15 protein-coding genes are annotated in these 17717 nt (G+C 66.0%); 12 read left to right on the forward strand and 3 right to left on the reverse strand.

What is annotated here, in order from left to right; translation table 11 throughout:
* Positions 1-22: 22 nt before the first annotated feature.
* Positions 23-1297 (reverse strand): serine/threonine transporter, encoded by a 1275-nt coding sequence (locus J2852_RS18420; protein ID WP_209878184.1) that lies wholly within the window; start codon positions 1295-1297, stop codon positions 23-25.
* A 328-nt stretch (positions 1298-1625) separates the two neighbouring features.
* On the opposite strand from J2852_RS18420, the gene J2852_RS18425 reads away from it, so the two are divergent.
* From J2852_RS18425 to J2852_RS18465, 9 genes are all read left to right on the forward strand, one after another.
* Positions 1626-1814, forward strand: a complete 189-nt coding sequence (locus tag J2852_RS18425) for a hypothetical protein (RefSeq protein ID WP_209878186.1) — start codon at positions 1626-1628, stop codon at positions 1812-1814.
* Positions 1815-1911: 97 nt separating this feature from the next.
* Complete coding sequence (locus J2852_RS18430) at positions 1912-4317, forward strand: hybrid sensor histidine kinase/response regulator (protein WP_209878188.1); 2406 nt, start codon at positions 1912-1914, stop codon at positions 4315-4317.
* 70 nt (positions 4318-4387) lie between these two features.
* A complete protein-coding gene (locus tag J2852_RS18435) occupies positions 4388-4864 on the forward strand; it encodes a type 2 periplasmic-binding domain-containing protein (protein WP_343206778.1) in 477 nt (158 codons plus the stop codon).
* 714 nt (positions 4865-5578) lie between these two features.
* Positions 5579-7090, forward strand: a complete 1512-nt coding sequence (locus J2852_RS18440) for a pyridoxal phosphate-dependent decarboxylase family protein (protein WP_209878192.1) — start codon at positions 5579-5581, stop codon at positions 7088-7090.
* Complete coding sequence (locus tag J2852_RS18445) at positions 7084-8628, forward strand: phenylacetate--CoA ligase family protein (RefSeq protein WP_209878194.1); 1545 nt, start codon at positions 7084-7086, stop codon at positions 8626-8628. Before J2852_RS18440 ends, J2852_RS18445 begins: the two co-directional genes overlap by 7 nt.
* A 56-nt stretch (positions 8629-8684) precedes the next feature.
* Entirely contained in the window at positions 8685-9173 is a 489-nt protein-coding gene (locus J2852_RS18450) for a hypothetical protein (RefSeq protein ID WP_209878196.1), read from the forward strand.
* Between the two features lie 52 nt (positions 9174-9225).
* Positions 9226-10035, forward strand: a complete 810-nt coding sequence (locus J2852_RS18455; RefSeq protein WP_209878198.1) for a hypothetical protein — start codon at positions 9226-9228, stop codon at positions 10033-10035.
* Positions 10032-10481 carry a hypothetical protein gene (locus J2852_RS18460; RefSeq protein ID WP_209878200.1) on the forward strand — a complete coding sequence of 150 codons (450 nt, stop codon included), beginning with the start codon at positions 10032-10034 and terminating at the stop codon, positions 10479-10481. Before J2852_RS18455 ends, J2852_RS18460 begins: the two co-directional genes overlap by 4 nt.
* Positions 10478-11041: a hypothetical protein gene (locus J2852_RS18465; RefSeq protein ID WP_209878202.1), complete on the forward strand. Its 564-nt coding sequence runs from the start codon at positions 10478-10480 to the stop codon at positions 11039-11041. The genes J2852_RS18460 and J2852_RS18465 overlap by 4 nt, the downstream gene beginning before the upstream one ends.
* Before the next feature lie 62 nt (positions 11042-11103).
* Here the strand turns inward: J2852_RS18465 and J2852_RS18470 are convergent, their stop codons facing one another.
* A complete protein-coding gene (locus J2852_RS18470) occupies positions 11104-11451 on the reverse strand; it encodes a response regulator (protein WP_209878204.1) in 348 nt (115 codons plus the stop codon).
* 1 nt (position 11452) lies between these two features.
* Entirely contained in the window at positions 11453-11935 is a 483-nt protein-coding gene (locus tag J2852_RS18475) for a helix-turn-helix domain-containing protein (protein ID WP_209878206.1), read from the reverse strand.
* A gap of 409 nt (positions 11936-12344) precedes the next feature.
* On the opposite strand from J2852_RS18475, the gene J2852_RS18480 reads away from it, so the two are divergent.
* The 3 genes from J2852_RS18480 (at position 12345) to J2852_RS18490 (ending at position 17410) form a co-directional block, all read left to right on the forward strand.
* Positions 12345-13031: a TetR/AcrR family transcriptional regulator gene (locus J2852_RS18480; protein WP_209878208.1), complete on the forward strand. Its 687-nt coding sequence runs from the start codon at positions 12345-12347 to the stop codon at positions 13029-13031.
* A gap of 64 nt (positions 13032-13095) precedes the next feature.
* Positions 13096-14325 (forward strand): efflux RND transporter periplasmic adaptor subunit, encoded by a 1230-nt coding sequence (locus J2852_RS18485; protein WP_209878210.1) that lies wholly within the window; start codon positions 13096-13098, stop codon positions 14323-14325.
* 10 nt (positions 14326-14335) lie between these two features.
* On the forward strand, positions 14336-17410 hold the full coding sequence (locus J2852_RS18490; protein WP_209878212.1) for a MexW/MexI family multidrug efflux RND transporter permease subunit: 3075 nt from the start codon (positions 14336-14338) through the stop codon (positions 17408-17410).
* Positions 17411-17717: the final 307 nt, after the last annotated feature.

The following is a 17717-nucleotide window of genomic DNA, read 5'->3' on the forward strand; positions in this document are numbered from 1 at the left end:
CGGCGGCACGGAGCCTGGGGGGTCAGAGGCTGAGCAGGGAGTAGACGATGGCGGACATGGCGACCGCGCCGATGAAGAGGACCACCACGTTGCCCGGCTGGCCGGCGTACTTGCGCATGGCCGGAACCTTGCGGATCGCGTACATCGGCATGATGAAGAGCAGAGCCGCGATGATCGGGCCGCACAGCGATTCGATCATGCCCAGGATGCTCGGGTTCAGCGTGGCGGCGACCCACACCGCGGCAACCATGAACAGGGCGCTGAAGCTGTTGATCGCCTTCATGTTGACGGCCTTGCCCTGGCCGCGCAGGTGCTGGGCGATCAGGCCGTTCAGGCCTTCACGGGCGCCGAGATAGTGGCCGAAGAACGACTTGGTGATGGCGACGAAGGCGACGGCCGGCGTCAGGAAGGCCATGAAGGGGGTGTCGGCCTTGTTGGCCAGGTAGGACAGGATCGAGACGTTCTGCTGCTTGGCGGCGGCCAGGTCGGCCGGGGTCAGGCTGAACACGCAGCTGAAGACGAAGAACATGACGACCAGGACCATCATCACGGCCGCATACTTCTCGATCCGCTCGGCCCGGCTTTCGGCTTCCACGCCGTACTTCTGCTGCTGGGCGACGACGAAGCGGGAGATGGCCGGCGAATGGTTGAACGAGAAGACCAGGGCCGGGATGCTGAGCCACAGGGTCAGGCTGAAGCCGCCGACGGTCGGGACCTCGTTCATGACGGCGGTGTTCCAGCCCGGCAGCAGGTACACGGCGATGCCCAGCAGGACCAGGACGAACGGGTAGACGAGCCAGCTCATGACCTTCACGACCATCTGCTCGCCGAGCTTGATGACCGCCATCAGGCCGAGGATCAGCCCGAGCGACAGCAGGATGCGCGGTGGCGGCGTCATGCCGAGCTGATTGAGCATGAAGCTCTGCACGGTGTTGGTCAGACCGACGCCGTAGATCAGCAGGATCGGCAGGATGGTGAAGAAGTAGAGCAGCGTGATCAGCTTGCCCGCCGTGGCGCCGAAATGCTCTTCCACCACCTCGGTGATGTCGCTGCCGGGCTTGGAGGACGACAGGATGAAGCGGCACAGGCCCCGGTGGGCCAGATAGGTCATGGGGAACGCGAGGAGCGCCATCACCGCCAGCGGCCAGAACCCGCCAAGGCCCGCGTTGATGGGCAGGAACAGGACGCCCGCGCCGATCGCCGTGCCGAACAGGCCCAGCATCCAGGTGGTGTCGTGCATGCTCCAGGGGATCGGTGGATTGCCAAGCCTGGTGGTTTCGGTGGAAACGCTAACCATGGAAATGCCTCCTGCAGGCCCTCACTGGAGGATGGAAACGCCATCGCGGCGGGTCTGCGTTGCGTTGGTCTGGAGGCACCGTATCGGCATCGCTCCGGGCGTTGTTGGCCCATCCTCGGAGCGGTCGGATAGCAAAATGAGCGGTGGGATATGGGAATGAGCGGCGGCGCGTCCGGCCGGCCCCTGCCAAGCGGGACGGGAGGTCGAGGCCATCGTCGAGCACTTTGTGGCCAGCCACACCATTCCTCAGGACACGATCATTGGGGCGGAACCGGGGTGCCACCCGCATGTTGGGGGAGGACGACCGCAACCATGGAAGGAGCGCTTAATGTCCAAATCCATGCCGCCCGTGCCGCCGGAAGGCCGCAGCGACAAGGGACCGGGAGGCGGCCCGCAGGTGGCCCGCGACGACCAGGCCGCGAACAACCGTCCGGCCCCCGATAATCCGGATAAGCAGGGCCAGCAAGGAAACACCAAACAGAACGCCACCCACCAAGGCTATCAACAGAACCGATAGTTCAGTAAAGGCCCCCTTGCGCCCCGAAATGGGCGCACTCAGCCGTGTCATATTGTTGTTATAGTGTTTCCTGTCGTTTGCTGAGGACGGGGCCGCATTGAACAGCATCCTGCCGCCATGGCCGTTGAACGAGCCTGCCCGCATCGACAGGCTCAAAGCCTATGGCATCCTCGACACGCCGCCGGAGCCCATGTTTGACCGCCTGGCGCGGTTGGGCTCCCGGCATTTCGGCGTGCCGATCGCGCTGGTCAACCTGATCGACGAGACGCGCCAGTGGTGCAAGGCCCGCTACGGGCTGGAGGAGACCTTCGTCGAGCGACGACTGTCCTTCTGCTCCTACACGATCCTGGAGGATCGGGTGATGGTGGTCCCCGACCTGCTGGAGGACGAGCGTTTCGCCGACAGCGAGTTGGTGGTCGGTCCGCCGCACCTGCGCTTTTACGCGGGTGCGCCGCTGAAGACGCCAGATGGGCTGCTGATCGGCACCTTCTGCATCATCGACACCAAGCCGCACCCCGACTTCGGCCCTGAGGACGCGGAGGATCTCCAGGAATTCGCCTGCATCGCGATGGACGAGCTGGAGGGCCGCCGGGCGCAGCAGTTCGGCAAGGATGTCGAGGGGCAGTTGAGGCAGAGCCTCGCCCTTCTGGACGGCATCCTGGAAAGCGCCAACGACCCGATCTTCGCCAAGGATCACAAGAACTGCTTCACGCTGGTGAACTCCGCCCTGGCGCGCCTGTTCGGACGCAGGCGGGAGGAGATCGTGGGGCTGTGCGATGACGACCTGTTCCCGCCGCCCCACAGCGACCGGCTCAACGCGATGTGTGACCGCGTCATGGAGAGCGGGCAAGAGGAGACGGCCGAGGAGGAATTGCCGTTTCCGGGAAGCCTCGGGACCCGTGTCCTGATGATCGCCATCGTGCCGCTGCGCAACGCACATGGCGCGATCATCGGGGTAACCGGCGTGGCGCGCGACATCACCGAACGCAAACGCGCCGAGGAAGCGCTGCGGGCCAGCGAGGCGCGCTTCCGGTCGCTGATCGACCATGCTCCGCAGCTCATGTGGATCAACCGTCCGGATGGCTCCATCGCCTTCTTCAACGCCGCGTGGCGGTCCTACACCGGCCGGGGAACGAGCGAGGAGACCCGCTGGGACGAAGTTCATCCGGACGACCGTCAACGCATTCGGGAATCCCGTGAGCGCGCCATCGTCGTGGGGGAGCCGTACCAGTATGAAATGCGGGTGCTGCGCGCCGATGGGGAATGGCGCTGGCATCTCGGCCGGGTGGTCCCGATGCGCGAGGACGGGCGGATCGTCGCCTGGATCGGCACGGCGGTCGACGTGCACGATATCCGCCGCGCTCAGCAGGTTGCGGAGGAGGCCGACCGCTCCAAGGGCCGCTTCCTCGCCGCCGCCAGCCACGACCTGCGCCAGCCGATGCAGTCGATCCTGCTGTTCGCCGGCGCGTTGCGCGCCCACGTGCGGGATGCGCAGGGGCGTCACGTCCTCGACCGGTTGCAGCAGGGGCTGGACACGCTGAAAGACCTGCTGGACAGCCTGCTCGACGTTTCCCGCTTGGACGCCGGCATCGTCGCGCCGCAGCTGGAGGAATTCGCCGCCGCCGACCTGATCGGGGAGCTGACCGCCTCCTACGCGCCCGTCGCCGAGGCGAAGGGGCTGACGTGGCAGGCCATTCCCTGCACTGGCATCGTGCGCAGCGACCGCGTCCTGCTCGGCCGAATGCTGCGCAATCTGGTGGAGAACGCCGTCCGCTACACCGAACAGGGCCGGATCCGCGTCGAATGCATCCAGCAGGGGACGCGTCTGCGCATCGAGGTGCACGACACCGGCATCGGCATCGCCGCCGAACAGCAGGGCCGCATCTTCGAGGAGTTCCATCAGGTCGGCAATCCGGAACGGGACCGCGACCAGGGACTTGGGCTGGGGCTTGCCATCGTGCGGCGGCTGTCGCGGCTGCTTGACCATCCGGTGGAGGTCGCCTCCCATCCGGGGCGCGGGTCGGTCTTCTCCATCGTCGTGCCGCTGGTGCGCCACCGCGAACCGGCGGCCTCGCCACGGCCTGTCCCGCCCCCGGCCGTCGTGGAGGAGGAGGCGCCGGACCGGCGCTTTGCCGTCGTGGTGGAGGACGACGCCATCGTCATGATGGGGTTGGCGACCATGCTGCGCGAATGGGAGTTCGACGTGCTGACCGCCGGCAGCACCGATCAGGCGCTGGCCCGTTTGCGCGCCGCGGAACGGGCGCCGGACATCGTGCTGGTCGATTACCGTCTCCGTCAGGGCCGTGTGGGGACGGAGGCGGTGGTGGGCGTCCGCGAGATGTTCGGCAAGCCCATTCCGGGCGTCATCATCACCGGCGAGATCGGGCCGGAACCGCAGCGCGACGCTACGCAGCACGGGTTGGGATTGATCCATAAGCCGGTCACTCCGCGCCTTTTGGAAGCCGCTCTTGCCGCCTATCTCGGATCCGTTCGGCCGGTTTGAGCGTTTCATGCGGGTCGCGACGCAACGGAATAAGGAAGAATGAATGTTTAAACGGGTGATGAGGGGGCGGGTGGCTTTGTTCGCCCTGGCTGTCGCGCTGGCCGGGTGCCAGTTCCCAGGCTTCGAACCGCCGCGCCGGACAGCCGCCGGGTTGCCGCCCCCCTCCCTTCCGAAGCCCCCGCCGGAGGAACGCGGCATCTGGATCGTCGGCAGCCCGTCCGGCGAAGGTCCGATCCGCACGGCATCCGAACGCTTCGGTGGTTCGGCCGACACCAAGCCGCGCCTCGTTGCCGAGGGCACCGGCCCCGGCTTCCGGACTTTCTGCGCCGGGGTGGGACTGGAACACCCGGACATGGTCGTGTCCGACCGCCCCGTCCGGCCGGAGGAGGTCAAGCGCTGCCGCGCCAAGGGCATCACCATGACCGAATACCAGCTTGGTCCCAAGCAGTACGTCTATGTGAAGGACGCCCACATGGCGACCATTCCCGGCGTGCGCGACTTCACCGAAAGCTGGGGCGTGACCGGCAAGCCGGTGAGCGGCGCGTAAGCCGCGGTAAGCTGCGATTTCGACACGCCGATGGTCGAGGAAGCCCGGCCTCACGCCTGCGCGCGGCACGGCCGGGTGCGCCTCTGGAGGCGTTTGGACTTGATCAATTCCGCGAGGTCCTCATGGTCGTTCGGCCGCCGATGCGGCCGTCGATCGGTTTTGGGCCTCGCTTGAGACTTGGGGCGGAGCCTGCCGTTCGAAGATCCCGCGACATCGCCCGGCGTCGTCTGTGCCGGGTGTCGCGCATCGCTGCAAACACCGCGCGCATCTTCATAAGCACGGGCAATCCGCGTTCTTAGATTTTCCGGTCCAGCACGATCCGGACGCCCACCCATACGAATGAAATCAAAGTAATTGCGACCGTATGTCGCGATTGATTAGCTCATATAATTATCTCTCGCGAAAATAACGAAAACTGCGATTCGCCATGGGATAATACCTATGAGTGTTGTAGAGGCGTGTTGGTGTTTCAGTTTTTTCAAAATAGCATAAAATATATTAAGGGCCTTGTATATTGCGGCCAATAGCGCTGTTTTAAAATACATATGCAACCGCAAATTCTCGTAAGCTTGAGTCATGTTTCGACGTGTCATATGGTCCACGCCAATGGCTCGTCATGAGTTAGGAATAATACTTATGTATACTTCTTCCTTATCAAAGCGGCCTCGCCCTTTGTCAATCGGCGCGGTGAATTCCTCACCCGCTGAAGAGTTCATGAATGCCTTTGACGTGGCGAGCTTCAACACGGCGGTCGACATCGCCGCCGGCAAGCTTTCCGAGTTGCTGGAAAGCGACGAGATCCAGGGTGTCGTCCTGGAAAGGCCGAACAGCTTGCTGGCCGCCGCGCGGGCGCTGATGGTCGGGCCGAAGGACAGCTTCGACACCAGGCGCTTCGCCGACATCCTCGACCTCTACATCCGCACGGGCATCAAGGTGAATTCGCGGGGCTACATGGCCCGGCAGTTCTCCTCCGTCGTGCCGGTGTCAGCCGTCTTCGACATGGTCAGCGCCATGGCGCCGCAGCCCGCCTCCTATTATGAGGCCGGGCAGTTGGCGAACGTCGCCGACAAGCTCATCGCGGAGGAGTTCGGTCGCCTGCTGGGGTGGGAGCCCGGCCGGTTCGACATGGTGACCACCTCCGGCGCGTCGCTCGCCAACATGACCGCCGTGCTGGTGGCCCGCAACCGCAAGCTGGGCAACAGCTGGACCGACGGCGTGAGCGCCATGGGCCGTGGGCGGGGCCGGCCGGCCATCGCCTTCGGCGCGGAATCGCACTATTCGGTCAGCCGGCTCGCCGGGATCCTGGGGTTGGGCGTCGATCAGGTGGTCCGCATGCCGCTGAACGACCGCCGGCAGATCGACATCGACGGCGCAGTGGCGGCGCTGGACGAGGCGAAGGCGCGCGGGCTCGATGTGTTCTGCATCGTCGGCGCGGCCGGCACCACCTCCGTCGGCGCCATCGACCCGCTGGAGGACCTCGCGGCCGAGGCGCGCAGGCGCGACGCGTGGTTCCACGTGGACGCCGCGCACAACGGTGCGCTGCTCGTCTCCGACCGTCTGCGCCCGCGCCTGAAGGGGTTGGAGCTGGCGGACTCCTTCTGCCTGGACGCGCACAAGACCCTGTTCGTGCCGGCGCTGTGCACCTTGCTGTTCTACCGCGACCCCGAGGCGGCCAGCGCCGCCTTCCCGGAAAAGCACAGCTATGTCTTCGACCCCGTCGAGGACGAGATGAGCCGTTTCCAGAGCGGCATCAAGAACTTCGAATGCACCAAGCGTCCGGCCATCCTGAATTTGTGGCTGGTCTGGGCGCTGTTCGGCCGACGCTTCTTCGAACAGAAGCTGGACTTTTTGGTCGATCTGACCCGGCAGGCGCACGACCATCTGGCCGCCCAGCCGGATTTCGAGGTTCTGCACCAGCCGGAATCCAACATCCTGTGCTTCGTGCACCGGCCCGCCGGGCTGCCGGAATCGCAGCTCAGCGCCTTGCAGCTGGCGTTGCGCGACCGCATCCGGGCGGAGGGGCGCTACTTCATCTCCAAGGTGGAGCTGGACGGTTCGACGGTCCTGCGGATCGTGATGATGAACCATCAGATCGGCCTGTCCGACATCGACGCCCTGACCAACGAAATCCGCCGGCACGCCCGCGAGATACGCCGCGACTGGGCCGGTGAGAGCACGCGCAACGACAACAAGCCTCATATTTGGACGGTGGAAAAAACATGCTGACGCAGCAGGCGGACGCAAATCTTTCCGGGCAGGAGCTTGCCCTTTCGGTCATGCCGGACGCGGTGATGCAGCCCCGCGGCGTCGATGACGTGCTGGCGCTGCCGTCCTTCCTGTCGGTGCTGCGGGACGCGGAAAAGCGGCTCGGCCGCACGGTGGACGAAATACCGTCGGACGTGCAGGACGCCCTGGTGCAGCGCCGCCTGCGCCAGCTGGTGGAGATCGCGCGCGTCAACCCGCTGTGGCGCGCCCGCATCGACGGCGCGGTCGGCGACGCGCCGGTGGACAGCTTCGAAGCCTTCCAGGCCCTGCCGATCACCGACAAGGACACCTTCCGCGAGTTGTTCACGGAGGCCCGCCCCGGCATGGTGGTGCCCATCGACCGCTGCGGGTTCGAGGTCGTGGCGAGCGGCGGCACCTCCTCCGGCAAGCCGTCGGAGACCGTCTACCCGCTGGACGAATTGCAGGAGACCTACGGCTGGGCCGGCGCCTTCATGGGCCGGCACATGATGGCCCATCACCTGCCGGGCAACGGCGCCAAGTGGGTCGCGACCACGCTCGCCGACTATCAGATGTGGAGCAGCGGCACCATGGTCGGCGGGGTGCTCCAGAAGATCCCCGGCGTCAACTACATCGGCGCCGGCCCGATGAGCAAGGACGTGTTCCAGCTGATGATGTCCTACCCCGGCCCCAAGGCCATCATGGGCATCACGCAGAGCATCGCGCTGCTGGCCAGCTTCGCGGACGGCCTGTCGCAGGACGCGCGGGAGAGCTTCCGCGTCGCGCTGTACGGCAGCGGCGTCCTGACGCCGAAGGTCCGCGCCGACCTGAAGGCGGCCTACCCGAACCTGTCGATCCTCAGCTACTTCGCCGCCACCCAGGCGGAGACCATCGGCCTTCAGCTGGACGCGGACAGCCCGCTGCTGACCACCGTTCCCGGCCTGCATCTGGTGGAGATCGTCGACGCCGACGGCCGCTGGGTGAGGGAAGGGGAGGAGGGCGAGCTGGTCGTCACCCGCCTGTTCGGCAACGCCGCGCCATGCCTGCGCTACAAGGTCGGCGACCGGGTGATCCGCCGGGCCGACCGGCGTGACGGCGGCCTGAACGCCATGCAGTTCGAATACGCCGGCCGCAGCGGTGACTTCATGCACATCGGCGATTCCCAATACGCCGCCCCGCAGGCGCTGGCCGGCATCATCGAGGAGTTCCGCCGCCATCAGGTGCTGGACATCGAGGCGGTCGCCACGGACCTGCAATTCCAGGTCAACCGCGCCAACCGCGAGCTGCATCTGGTGATCGGCGTGCCGGGCGCGCAGATGCTGATCCCGCATCTGACCGCTCGCCTTGGTCCGGAGGGGTCGGCGCCGCTGGTCATGGCCGGGCTGATCCGCTCGCTGTCGGTCTTCAACGGGCTGGAAGCGAACGAGGCCGTGCTGCGCCGGTCCGGCTACAACTTCGGCATCCGCATCGTGGAGCCCGGCGGTCCCGACCTCGTCCGCACCGAAGTGGGCAAGGTGCCGCTCGTCATCGACCGCGTCTGAGAATTCCTCGCCCAACACCCGTCACGAACCATGATGTCCAGGCAAAGAGAGGCTCGATGTCTGTCTTGAACATACAAATCTTCGTGGATGTGATCGCCTTGCTGGTCGACAGCCCGGTCGAGGCGGCCGTCTTCCTGTACGACGACAGTCCGGTGACCAGCGCCGGCCGGGGCACGCCGCAGCTGCGCAGCCCCGTCTATCCCGGCCAGTTGGTGCGCTGGTCGCTGGCGCCCATCGACGTGCAGACGCCGGTCTGGCTGGACAGCCTGACCTTCGGCCCGCATCCGGCCGATCTGTCCGATGGCGTTCAGATTCCCGATCCGCCGCGCCAGGATCCCATATGGGCCCGGCGCTGGGAAGGCTACGTGCCCTGGGGGCTGCTCCCCGGCGCCGACTATCCCTACCGCCTGACGCTCGGCTTCGGCGGGGCGATCAAGAGGCTGCTGACCATCGACGGACCGTCGCTGGTCTATGCGCCGCCGCTGGCGGCCCAGGTGTCCGCCCAGGCCGCCTCCGCGGCGCAGGGAGCCGGCGCGGCCATCTGACCCGCCTCCACAGATTCGCCCTCCACAGAATCGCTATGAGAAGGGGACGAAGGTGCAGATTTCCATCGTCACAATCATCGACGTCGAAGCGGCCCTGATCGAAGGCACGCTCGACAACAACGCCTACGTCGTGGACAACACGCAGAACTTCGCCGTTCCCGGCGGCACGTCGGGCGGGCTGTCCACCCAGGTCATCGGCGTGCACAACGCGGACGGGTCGCAGGCGGCGGAAGCCGTGCTGAACTGGATCACCGTCGGCGTGTCCGGCGTGCCGAACACGCTGCCGCGCGCGTTCCACCACCGCCACCGCGCGGCGGAGAGCAACGCCCGCCTGCTGACCGCCGTCAAGGCCGCGCGCACGCCCAACGCCATCGCCAAGCTGCTGGGCGACCACGAGGGCGGCCATCGCGCGCCGTCCCTGCATGTGCGCAACCGCGACGGCGAGGTGCGGACCCTGCACGGCACGGTGATGAACAGCCACGGCGACCCGGTGGACAAGTTCGACCTCGCCGCGGCCGGCAACCTGCCGCCGGTGGTCACCAACATCTACGGCCCGGCCGTGGACCAGGGCGTGATGTATCCGGCGCTCTACGGCTCGCCCGACGTCTACACCGAGGGCTGGTACTGGAGCGCGTCGGTGGACACCAGCAAGGTCGGGCGGCACGTCTACAGCATGGACGTCGTCCTGCACGAGCCGGTGGAGGAAAAGGGCCGCGTCCTGTGGGTGCCGCGCACCTTCACCCAGACCTCCTCGATCACCGTGATCAAGGCCCTGAACGTCAATGGTTTCACCGGCTGCGTCGCTCCGGGCCTGCTGCCCATGGCGCCGGCGGCCTCGATCTATGCGGGAGGCGCGCTATGAGACAGATCACCATCCGCCTGGTCGTCGACGTCGTCAGCGTGCTGGAGACGGAAACGTTGGCCGGGCATCTCTTCATGTTCGACAACAACCGGCTGCATGGTTCGCGCGACCAGAACACCAGCCATCTCGCCACCGCCGTGGCGCCGGGGGACCAGATCATCTGGTCGGTGGTGCCCATCGAATGCGAGGCCTACGCCGCGCTGAGCGCGGTCGATGTGCCGGCCGAATTCGTCGAGGTGACGAAGAACACCTATCCAGGGACCAACGTCTCCTACTGGACCGGCGTGGTGAAGAAGCCGGTGGGCGACCTGTCCTATGGCCTCACCTTCGAGCTCGGGACCAAGACCAAGACCGTGAGCACGGACCGCACCTCCCGCCTGATCGACGCGAACGGGGTGCAGCGTTCAAGCAAGGAGACCTCGGAGACTTCGGAGACCGCAGCATGACCAAGAAGCACACGCGCGCGTCGCACGGCGCCGACCGCAATCCGGCGATCATGCTGGCGGCCACCCAGCTGAACATCGTCACCGTCATCGACGTGGCCGGGGCCGTGCGCACCGACACGCTGGAGAACAACGCCGCTCTGGTGGACAACAGCGGCTCCAGCACCAACAAGGGCACGTCGAACCTGCGCACCTATTGCCAGCAGGGGCAGGCGCTGAACTGGCTGATCTACTGCATGGACCAGCAGAAGCGTCCCGACGGCACATGGCCGCCCTTCGCCCGCATCTCCAACATCGTGTTCCTGCACGACGACGGCACCGCACGCTCCAACCAGCTCTGCATCAACCTGAAGGTCTACGGCGGGCCGGACGCGATGCGCAGCCCCTGGACGCCGGTCTATTATTACTGGGCCGGCATGCTGCGCCCCGATCTGGAACCCGGCGTCTACAAGTACCGCCTGATCATCGAGTGCGACACCGAGGATCCCGACAAGAAAAAGTATTTCGAACTGGACGGTCCGTCCTTGGAGGTCGTCGCCATGGATCAGGCCAACGCTGCCTGACCTTCGGCCGAGCGTGGCCGCGAAATTCGCGAGCGGCCACGCTCTGCCGCCGCCCCTTTGAACTATTGTCCGAAGGCCGCCGCGATTTCCTCCCGGCGCCAAGGTTTGGGGACGAACGGAAAATCCGCGACCTGCTCCCGGTCCACATAGCCGGAGGTCAGCACCACCTTCACGTCGGGCCGCCGGCGTGTGATCTCGCGGGCCAGTTCCGTCCCGTTCATGCCGGGCATGCGGACATCGGCGAAGACGCAGCGGATGTGCGCCTGTTCGCGGAGCAGGCGCAAGGCCTCGGCGCCGCTGTAGACATCGTAGACGGCGAAGTCCAGTTCCTCGAACAGATCGACCGCGAGTTCGCGCACACGCGGGTCGTCCTCCACCACCAGCACGGAACGATTCCGCCGATCCGGCATGTCAAGCCTCCGCGCCGTCTTCTCCGCTCATGTTTCCCAGTGCCTTGAACAGGTCGTAGGTCTGCCGGCGCACTTTGGGATTGGCGATGCGGTAGTAGGCGCGGACGAGTTCCAGGGTTTCCCGCTTCGCCATCACGCTGTCGTCAGCCGACGCGCCTGGGGCATCGGCGGAGGTGGCGCCCGGATGGCCGCGGGCTTGCAACAGGTTGCCGGGCATGTCGTCGAAGAAGAAGCTCACCGGCACGTCCAGAACCTCGGCCATGGTCCAGAGCCGTGACGCCGAGATGCGGTTGGCGCCCCGTTCGTATTTCTGGATCTGCTGGAAGGTCAAGCCGAGCGCCTCTCCCAAGGCGGCCTGGCTGAGGCCCAGCAACGTGCGGCGCAGACGGACCCGCGCGCCGACATGCACGTCGACGGCATCCGGGGCGTCGTCGTTCCGGGCTTCAGGTTCACGATGTTGAACGGTGCTGATTCTGCGTGGCATGGTGGCCCCCTTCGGAAGGCTTGGGGGGATAACACAGTGCGCCTGTCGGGCAAAGGCGCAGCTGAAGCTTGGCCTGAGACAATCTTGGGACATGGCGCATGGCGGGCGGTTCAGAGGGCTGTCGTTTCCGACGGGTTGGCAGAAAGACCGAGCACGGCTTCGGGGCTTGCCATAAGGGCCGCTTGCCCCAAGTTTGGTCCCGCGCGGTCGGTCCTGGCGGCCTTCCGCAGGAGAGGAATGTGGGACACCGATCGGAGTCTTCCAGGCGTTGCCTTTGTGGAATGTCTGGGGAGGGGGCATCCCAGGAATCGCTGTGACAAAGTTGATGGACATGCGGTCGCCCCAACGCTAGATTTCAGCCGGGAGTGGGTAAGTGAGTGCTCACTTATAGAAGGCCGGTTCAGCGTACATGCCTCCCCGTCTCGACAGTTCGACCCGCCGAAGGGCCATCCTCGACGCCGCGTTGCCGCTGTTCGCGCGCAAGGGCTTCGCCGCGACCACGACCAGGGAGATCGCGCAGGCCGCGGGCGTGTCCGAGGCCCTGATCTTCAAGCATTTCCCATCCAAGAGTTCGCTGTACGAGGCGATTTTCCTGGGCTGCATCGACGGCGACCCCGAATACGCCCGTCTCCTCGCGCTGCCGCCGTCCACCGCCACATTGGTGCAACTCGTCCAGGCGCTGGTCTCGTACTTCGTGCTGGAGGTGCCCGCCGACCCGGAAGAACAGGCCCGCCATCGCCTTGCGCTTTACGGGCTGCTGGAGGACGGGGACCTCATGCGCGTCGTCTACGATGGACTGCACGAACGCTTCCATCCGACCTTCACCGCCTCCATCCGGGCGGCAGAAGCCAGCGGCGACCTCGCGGGCGGACCCGTCGAAGCGGGCACCGGGATGTGGCTGGCCGATCACCTTTGCACCATGATGGCGTCGGTCTGCCTGTCCGGCCGTTCGCTCGTCACCTACTCCTGCGACCGCCCGGATCTTGCGCGTCAAGCCATCTGGTTCATTCTACGCGGCCTCGGGATGCGCGATGAGGCCATCGCCGCCCAGGAAGGGACCACGCGGTTCCCCCATGTGCCGTTTCCTTCACGTTGACTCGACCCCATCGACACGCCATTCGCCACAACGCGATTGCCGAAAACCGGAGTAGCCGACCGTCATGCTGGACAACAATTCCAAGACCGAAACGTCATTCGGCCATCCGGCGGCCGCTCATGGATCCGGGCCGGCTGCGCCGGTGGAACGCCGCCCGCCCAGCCGGCGGGGATTGGTCATCCGCCTAATCGTCACCATCGTGATCCTCGCCCTGCTCGGCGGCGCGCTCTACGGCTTCAACAGCTTCCGGTCCAAAGCGATTTCCGATTTCTTCGCCAACAACAAGCCGCCGCCGACCCCGGTGGCGCTGGCCGAGGCGACGGTGCAGTCGGTGCCCAAGTACCTGACCGCCATCGGCACGCTGACCGCGTCCCGTCAGGTGACGGTCGCGCCGGAGGTGGCCGGCCGCGTCACGCAGATCTCCTTCGAATCGGGCGCGCGGGTGAAGGCCGGCGACCCGCTGGTGCAGCTGAACGACGCGACCGAGCAGGCCGACCTGCTGGCCCAGCGCGCCCAGGCCCGTCTGGCGGAGCTGAATCTGGAACGTTCCCGCGACCTGCGCCGCAGCCAAGCGACGCCGCAGAGCAGTGTGGACCAGTACCAAGCCCAACTCGACGAGATCAACGCGAACCAGAAGCGCACCCAGGCCCTGATCGGGCAGAAGCTGATCAAGGCTCCGTTTGACGGCGAGCTTGGCATTCGGCAGATCAACGTCGGCGACTACGTCAACCCCGGCGCCGCCATCGTGACGCTGACCGACCTGTCGACGCTGTACGTCAACTTCACGCTGCCGGAACAGGCCCTGCCTCAGCTGTCGGTCGGGCAGAAGGTGCTGATCAACACCGACGCCTTCTCCGGCCGCGATTTCGAAGCGACGATCGGCACCATCGAACCGCAGATCAGCGCCGAGACCCGCGCCATCAAGGTGCAGGCGACGCTGGACAACCGTGAGCGGGTTCTGCGTCCGGGCATGTTCGCCAACGTGCGCGTCGTGCTGCCGCCGCAGCCCAACGCCTTGACCGTGCCGGAAACCGCCGTGGACTACACCGTTTATGGTGACAGCGTCTTCGTCGCGAAGAACGAAAAGGCCGAGGACGGCACCGACCGGCTGGTGGTCCAGCGCGTGCCGGTCAAGGTCGGCGACCGGCTGCCGAACCGCGTCGAGATCCGCAGCGGGCTGAACCCGGGCGACCGCGTGGTGGTGTCCGGCCAGTTGAAGCTGGCCAACGGCGCGGCCGTGGTTCCGGCGGAAAACAACCCGCTGACCCCGCCGCAAACCCTGCCGCAGAACTGAGGCCGGCGTCATGACCTTCACCGACATCTTCATCCGCCGGCCGATCCTGGCCGTGGTGGTCAGCCTTCTGATCCTGCTGGTCGGGCTGCGGGCACTGCTGGAGCTGCCGATCCGGCAGTATCCGCAGTTGCAGAACACGGTCATCACCGTCACCACCTCGTACCCCGGCGCCTCGCCCGACCTGATGCAGGGCTTCATCGCAACGCCCATCGAGCAGGCGGTGGCGACGGCGGAGGGCATCGACTATCTGACCTCCTCCTCGACCCAGGGGCAGAGTGTCGTGACCGCCTACATCCGGCTGAACTTCGACCCCAACGTCGCGATGACCGACGTGATGGCGAAGGTGCAGCAGGTGAAGTACCAGCTCCCGCGCGAGGCCAACGACCCGGTCATCCTGAAATCGACCGGCGAGACGACCTCGATCCTCTACATGGGCTTCTCCAGCCCGGAGCTGTCCGGGGCGGCGATCTCCGACTATCTAACCCGCGTCATCCAGCCGAACCTCTCGACGGTCGAGGGTGTCGCGCGGGCGCAGATCCTGGGCGGCCAGACCTTCGCCATGCGGCTGTGGCTGGACCCGGTGCGGATGGCGGCGCGCGGCATTTCGCCCAGCGACGTGTCGGCGGCCATTGCGGCGAACAACTACCAGTCGGCTCCCGGCCAGACCAAGGGCGTGTTCGTCGTCACCAACGTCACCGCCAACACCGGTCTAACCGATGTCGAGCAGTTCCGCGACATGGTGGTGAAGGCCAAGGATGGCGCTCTGGTCCGCATGCGCGACGTCGCCACCGTCGAGTTGGGTGCCCAGAGCTTCAACGCCAGCGTCGCGATGAACGGCCAGCAGGCCATCTTCATCGGCGTGGACGCCACCCCGACCGGCAACCCGCTGAACATCGTCGCCGACATCCGCAAGATGGAGCCGGACCTGCGGCGCAACCTGCCGCCCGGCATGCAGATGGAGATCGTCTACGACAGCACGCGCTTCATCCAGTCCTCCATCGACGAGGTGGTGAAGACGCTGCTGGAGGCGGTCGCCATCGTCATCGTGGTGATCTTCCTGTTCCTCGGGTCCTTCCGGTCGGTGCTGATCCCGGTGGTGACGATTCCGCTGTCCATCATCGGCGCCTGCACCTTCATGCTGGCGATGGGCTTTTCGCTGAATCTGCTGACCCTGCTGGCGATGGTGCTGGCCATCGGCCTCGTCGTCGATGACGCCATCGTGGTGGTGGAGAACGTCCACCGGCATCTGGAGGAGGGAAAATCCCCCGTCGTGGCGGCCATCGTCGGCGCGCGCGAGATCGTCGGCCCGGTCATCTCCATGACCATCACGTTGGCCGCCGTCTACGCTCCCATCGGCTTCCTGGGCGGCCTGACCGGCGCCCTGTTCCGGGAATTCGCCTTCACCCTGGCCGGGGCGGTGATCGTGTCCGGCATCGTGGCGCTGACCCTGTCGCCGATGATGTGCTCGGTTATCCTGACCGACACCGGGCACCAGGGACGCTTCGCCGCCTTCCTCGACCGCACCTTCGACCGGCTGGCCGGCTGGTACGTCCGCCGCCTCGACAGCATGCTGGACTACCGCGCCGCGACCCTGCTGTTCGCCTTCGGCATCCTGCTGAGCGTCGGCTACCTGTTCGCCAACACCATGGCGGAGCTGGCGCCGGAGGAGGACCAGGGCATCCTGTTCGGCATCTCCAAGGCGCCGCAATACGCCAACCTCGACTACATCGACAGCTTCGGAAAGCAGATCGACGAGACCTTCAAGTCCTTCCCGGAGACCGACACCCGCTTCGTGCTGACCGGCATGCCGACCCTGAACCAGGGCTTCGCCGGCATGATCCTGAAGCCGTGGGACGAGCGCGAGCGGTCGGCCAAGGACCTGCAACCGCTGGCCCAGGCGGAGCTGAACAAGGTGACGGGCATCAACGTCTTCCTGGTGTCGCCGCCGGCGCTGCCTGGATCGACCGGCGGCCTGCCGGTGCAGATGGTGATCTCCAGCACTGCCGACTACCGCACGATCTACGACGCCATGGAGCGCATCAAGGACGCGGCGACGAAGAGCGGCATGTTCATCGTCACCGACAGCGACCTGCAATACGACAGCCCGGTGATCCGGCTAAAGATCGACCGCTCCAAGGCGGCGGACCTCGGCCTGTCCATGCTGTCCATCGGCGACACGCTAGCGGTGCTGGCGGGCGGCAACTACGTCAACCGCTTCAACCTGAACGGCCGTTCGTACGAGGTCATTCCCCAGGTGCCCCGGTCCCAGCGCCTGACCCCGGAGGATCTCGCCAAATTCTACGTCGCCACCAGAACCGGCGAGCAGATCCCGCTGTCCACCGTTGTGTCCATCGAGACGGCGACGGAGCCGAACGCGCTGAACAAGTACAACCAGCTTCCCTCGGCGACCTTCTCCGCCGTGCCGATGCCGGGCGTCACCATCGGGCAGGCGGTGGAGTTCCTGGAGGAGCAGGCGCGCACCCAGCTGCCGGCCGGCTTCAACCACGCCTACCTGTCGGAATCGCGCCAGTACGTGACGGAAGGCAACCAGCTGCTGGTGACCTTCGTCTTCGCGCTGATCGTGATCTATCTGGTGCTGGCCGCGCAGTTCGAATCCCTGCGCGACCCGCTGGTGATCCTGGTCTCCGTGCCGATGTCCATCTGCGGCGCGCTGCTGCCGCTGTTCTTCGGCCTGTCGACCATGAACATCTACACCCAGGTCGGTCTCGTCACCCTGATCGGCCTGATCAGCAAGCACGGCATCCTGCTGGTGGAGTTCGCCCGCGAGATGCAGATCAACGAGGGGGTGGACCGCCGCACCGCCATCGAGCACGCGGCCCGCGTGCGCCTGCGCCCCATCCTGATGACCACGGCGGCGATGGTGGTGGGCCTCGTGCCGCTGCTGACGGCGTCGGGGGCCGGTGCGGCCAGCCGCTTCTCCATCGGTCTGGTCATCGTCGCCGGCATGCTGATCGGCACGCTGTTCACGCTGTTTGTGTTGCCGGCGGTCTACACGGTGCTCGCCAAGGATCACCACGCCGCCATCCGTTCCGCCCGCGCCGCGGAACTTGCGAAAATGACCTGACGGACGCCGCGCAGCCCTGACCGGAAAAGTTCATCTTTCGAAAAAAAGGAGTTGCGCGGCTCGGCCGACCGGCCTATATACCGCCTCCCGACGCGGTGGCCGCCAACGAAACGGCGACGCCGCAAGGGAAACGGAAGACGAGACACAGTAGACGGCGGCGGTCAGGAAGAAATGACCGCTTGACATCGAACGTCAAAGCTTCTAGACAACGCGGCCTCGGCGCTTCGCTCCTCACCGGAGACTGAACGTCGGCCGATGCGGCTTCCGAACGGGCGCTGCGGTTTCTTGGACAAGTTGATACCGTGTT

Origin of the sequence: Azospirillum soli (assembly GCF_017876165.1) — a bacterium.
Classification (GTDB): domain Bacteria; phylum Pseudomonadota; class Alphaproteobacteria; order Azospirillales; family Azospirillaceae; genus Azospirillum; species Azospirillum soli.

Excerpts from the sequence above, each read along its gene's own strand:
- J2852_RS18450 (WP_209878196.1), top strand. The coding sequence starts at position 8,685 with ATGTCTGTCTTGAACATACAAATCTTCGTGGATGTGATCGCCTTGCTG.
- J2852_RS18470 (WP_209878204.1), bottom strand. The coding sequence starts at position 11,451 with ATGCCGGATCGGCGGAATCGTTCCGTGCTGGTGGTGGAGGACGACCCG.
- J2852_RS18485 (WP_209878210.1), top strand. The coding sequence starts at position 13,096 with ATGCTGGACAACAATTCCAAGACCGAAACGTCATTCGGCCATCCGGCG.
- J2852_RS18480 (WP_209878208.1), top strand. The coding sequence starts at position 12,345 with ATGCCTCCCCGTCTCGACAGTTCGACCCGCCGAAGGGCCATCCTCGAC.
- J2852_RS18490 (WP_209878212.1), top strand. The coding sequence starts at position 14,336 with ATGACCTTCACCGACATCTTCATCCGCCGGCCGATCCTGGCCGTGGTG.
- J2852_RS18420 (WP_209878184.1), bottom strand. The coding sequence starts at position 1,297 with ATGGTTAGCGTTTCCACCGAAACCACCAGGCTTGGCAATCCACCGATC.
- J2852_RS18475 (WP_209878206.1), bottom strand. The coding sequence starts at position 11,935 with ATGCCACGCAGAATCAGCACCGTTCAACATCGTGAACCTGAAGCCCGG.
- J2852_RS18425 (WP_209878186.1), top strand. The coding sequence starts at position 1,626 with ATGTCCAAATCCATGCCGCCCGTGCCGCCGGAAGGCCGCAGCGACAAG.
- J2852_RS18465 (WP_209878202.1), top strand. The coding sequence starts at position 10,478 with ATGACCAAGAAGCACACGCGCGCGTCGCACGGCGCCGACCGCAATCCG.
- J2852_RS18445 (WP_209878194.1), top strand. The coding sequence starts at position 7,084 with ATGCTGACGCAGCAGGCGGACGCAAATCTTTCCGGGCAGGAGCTTGCC.
- J2852_RS18440 (WP_209878192.1), top strand. The coding sequence starts at position 5,579 with ATGAATGCCTTTGACGTGGCGAGCTTCAACACGGCGGTCGACATCGCC.
- J2852_RS18460 (WP_209878200.1), top strand. The coding sequence starts at position 10,032 with ATGAGACAGATCACCATCCGCCTGGTCGTCGACGTCGTCAGCGTGCTG.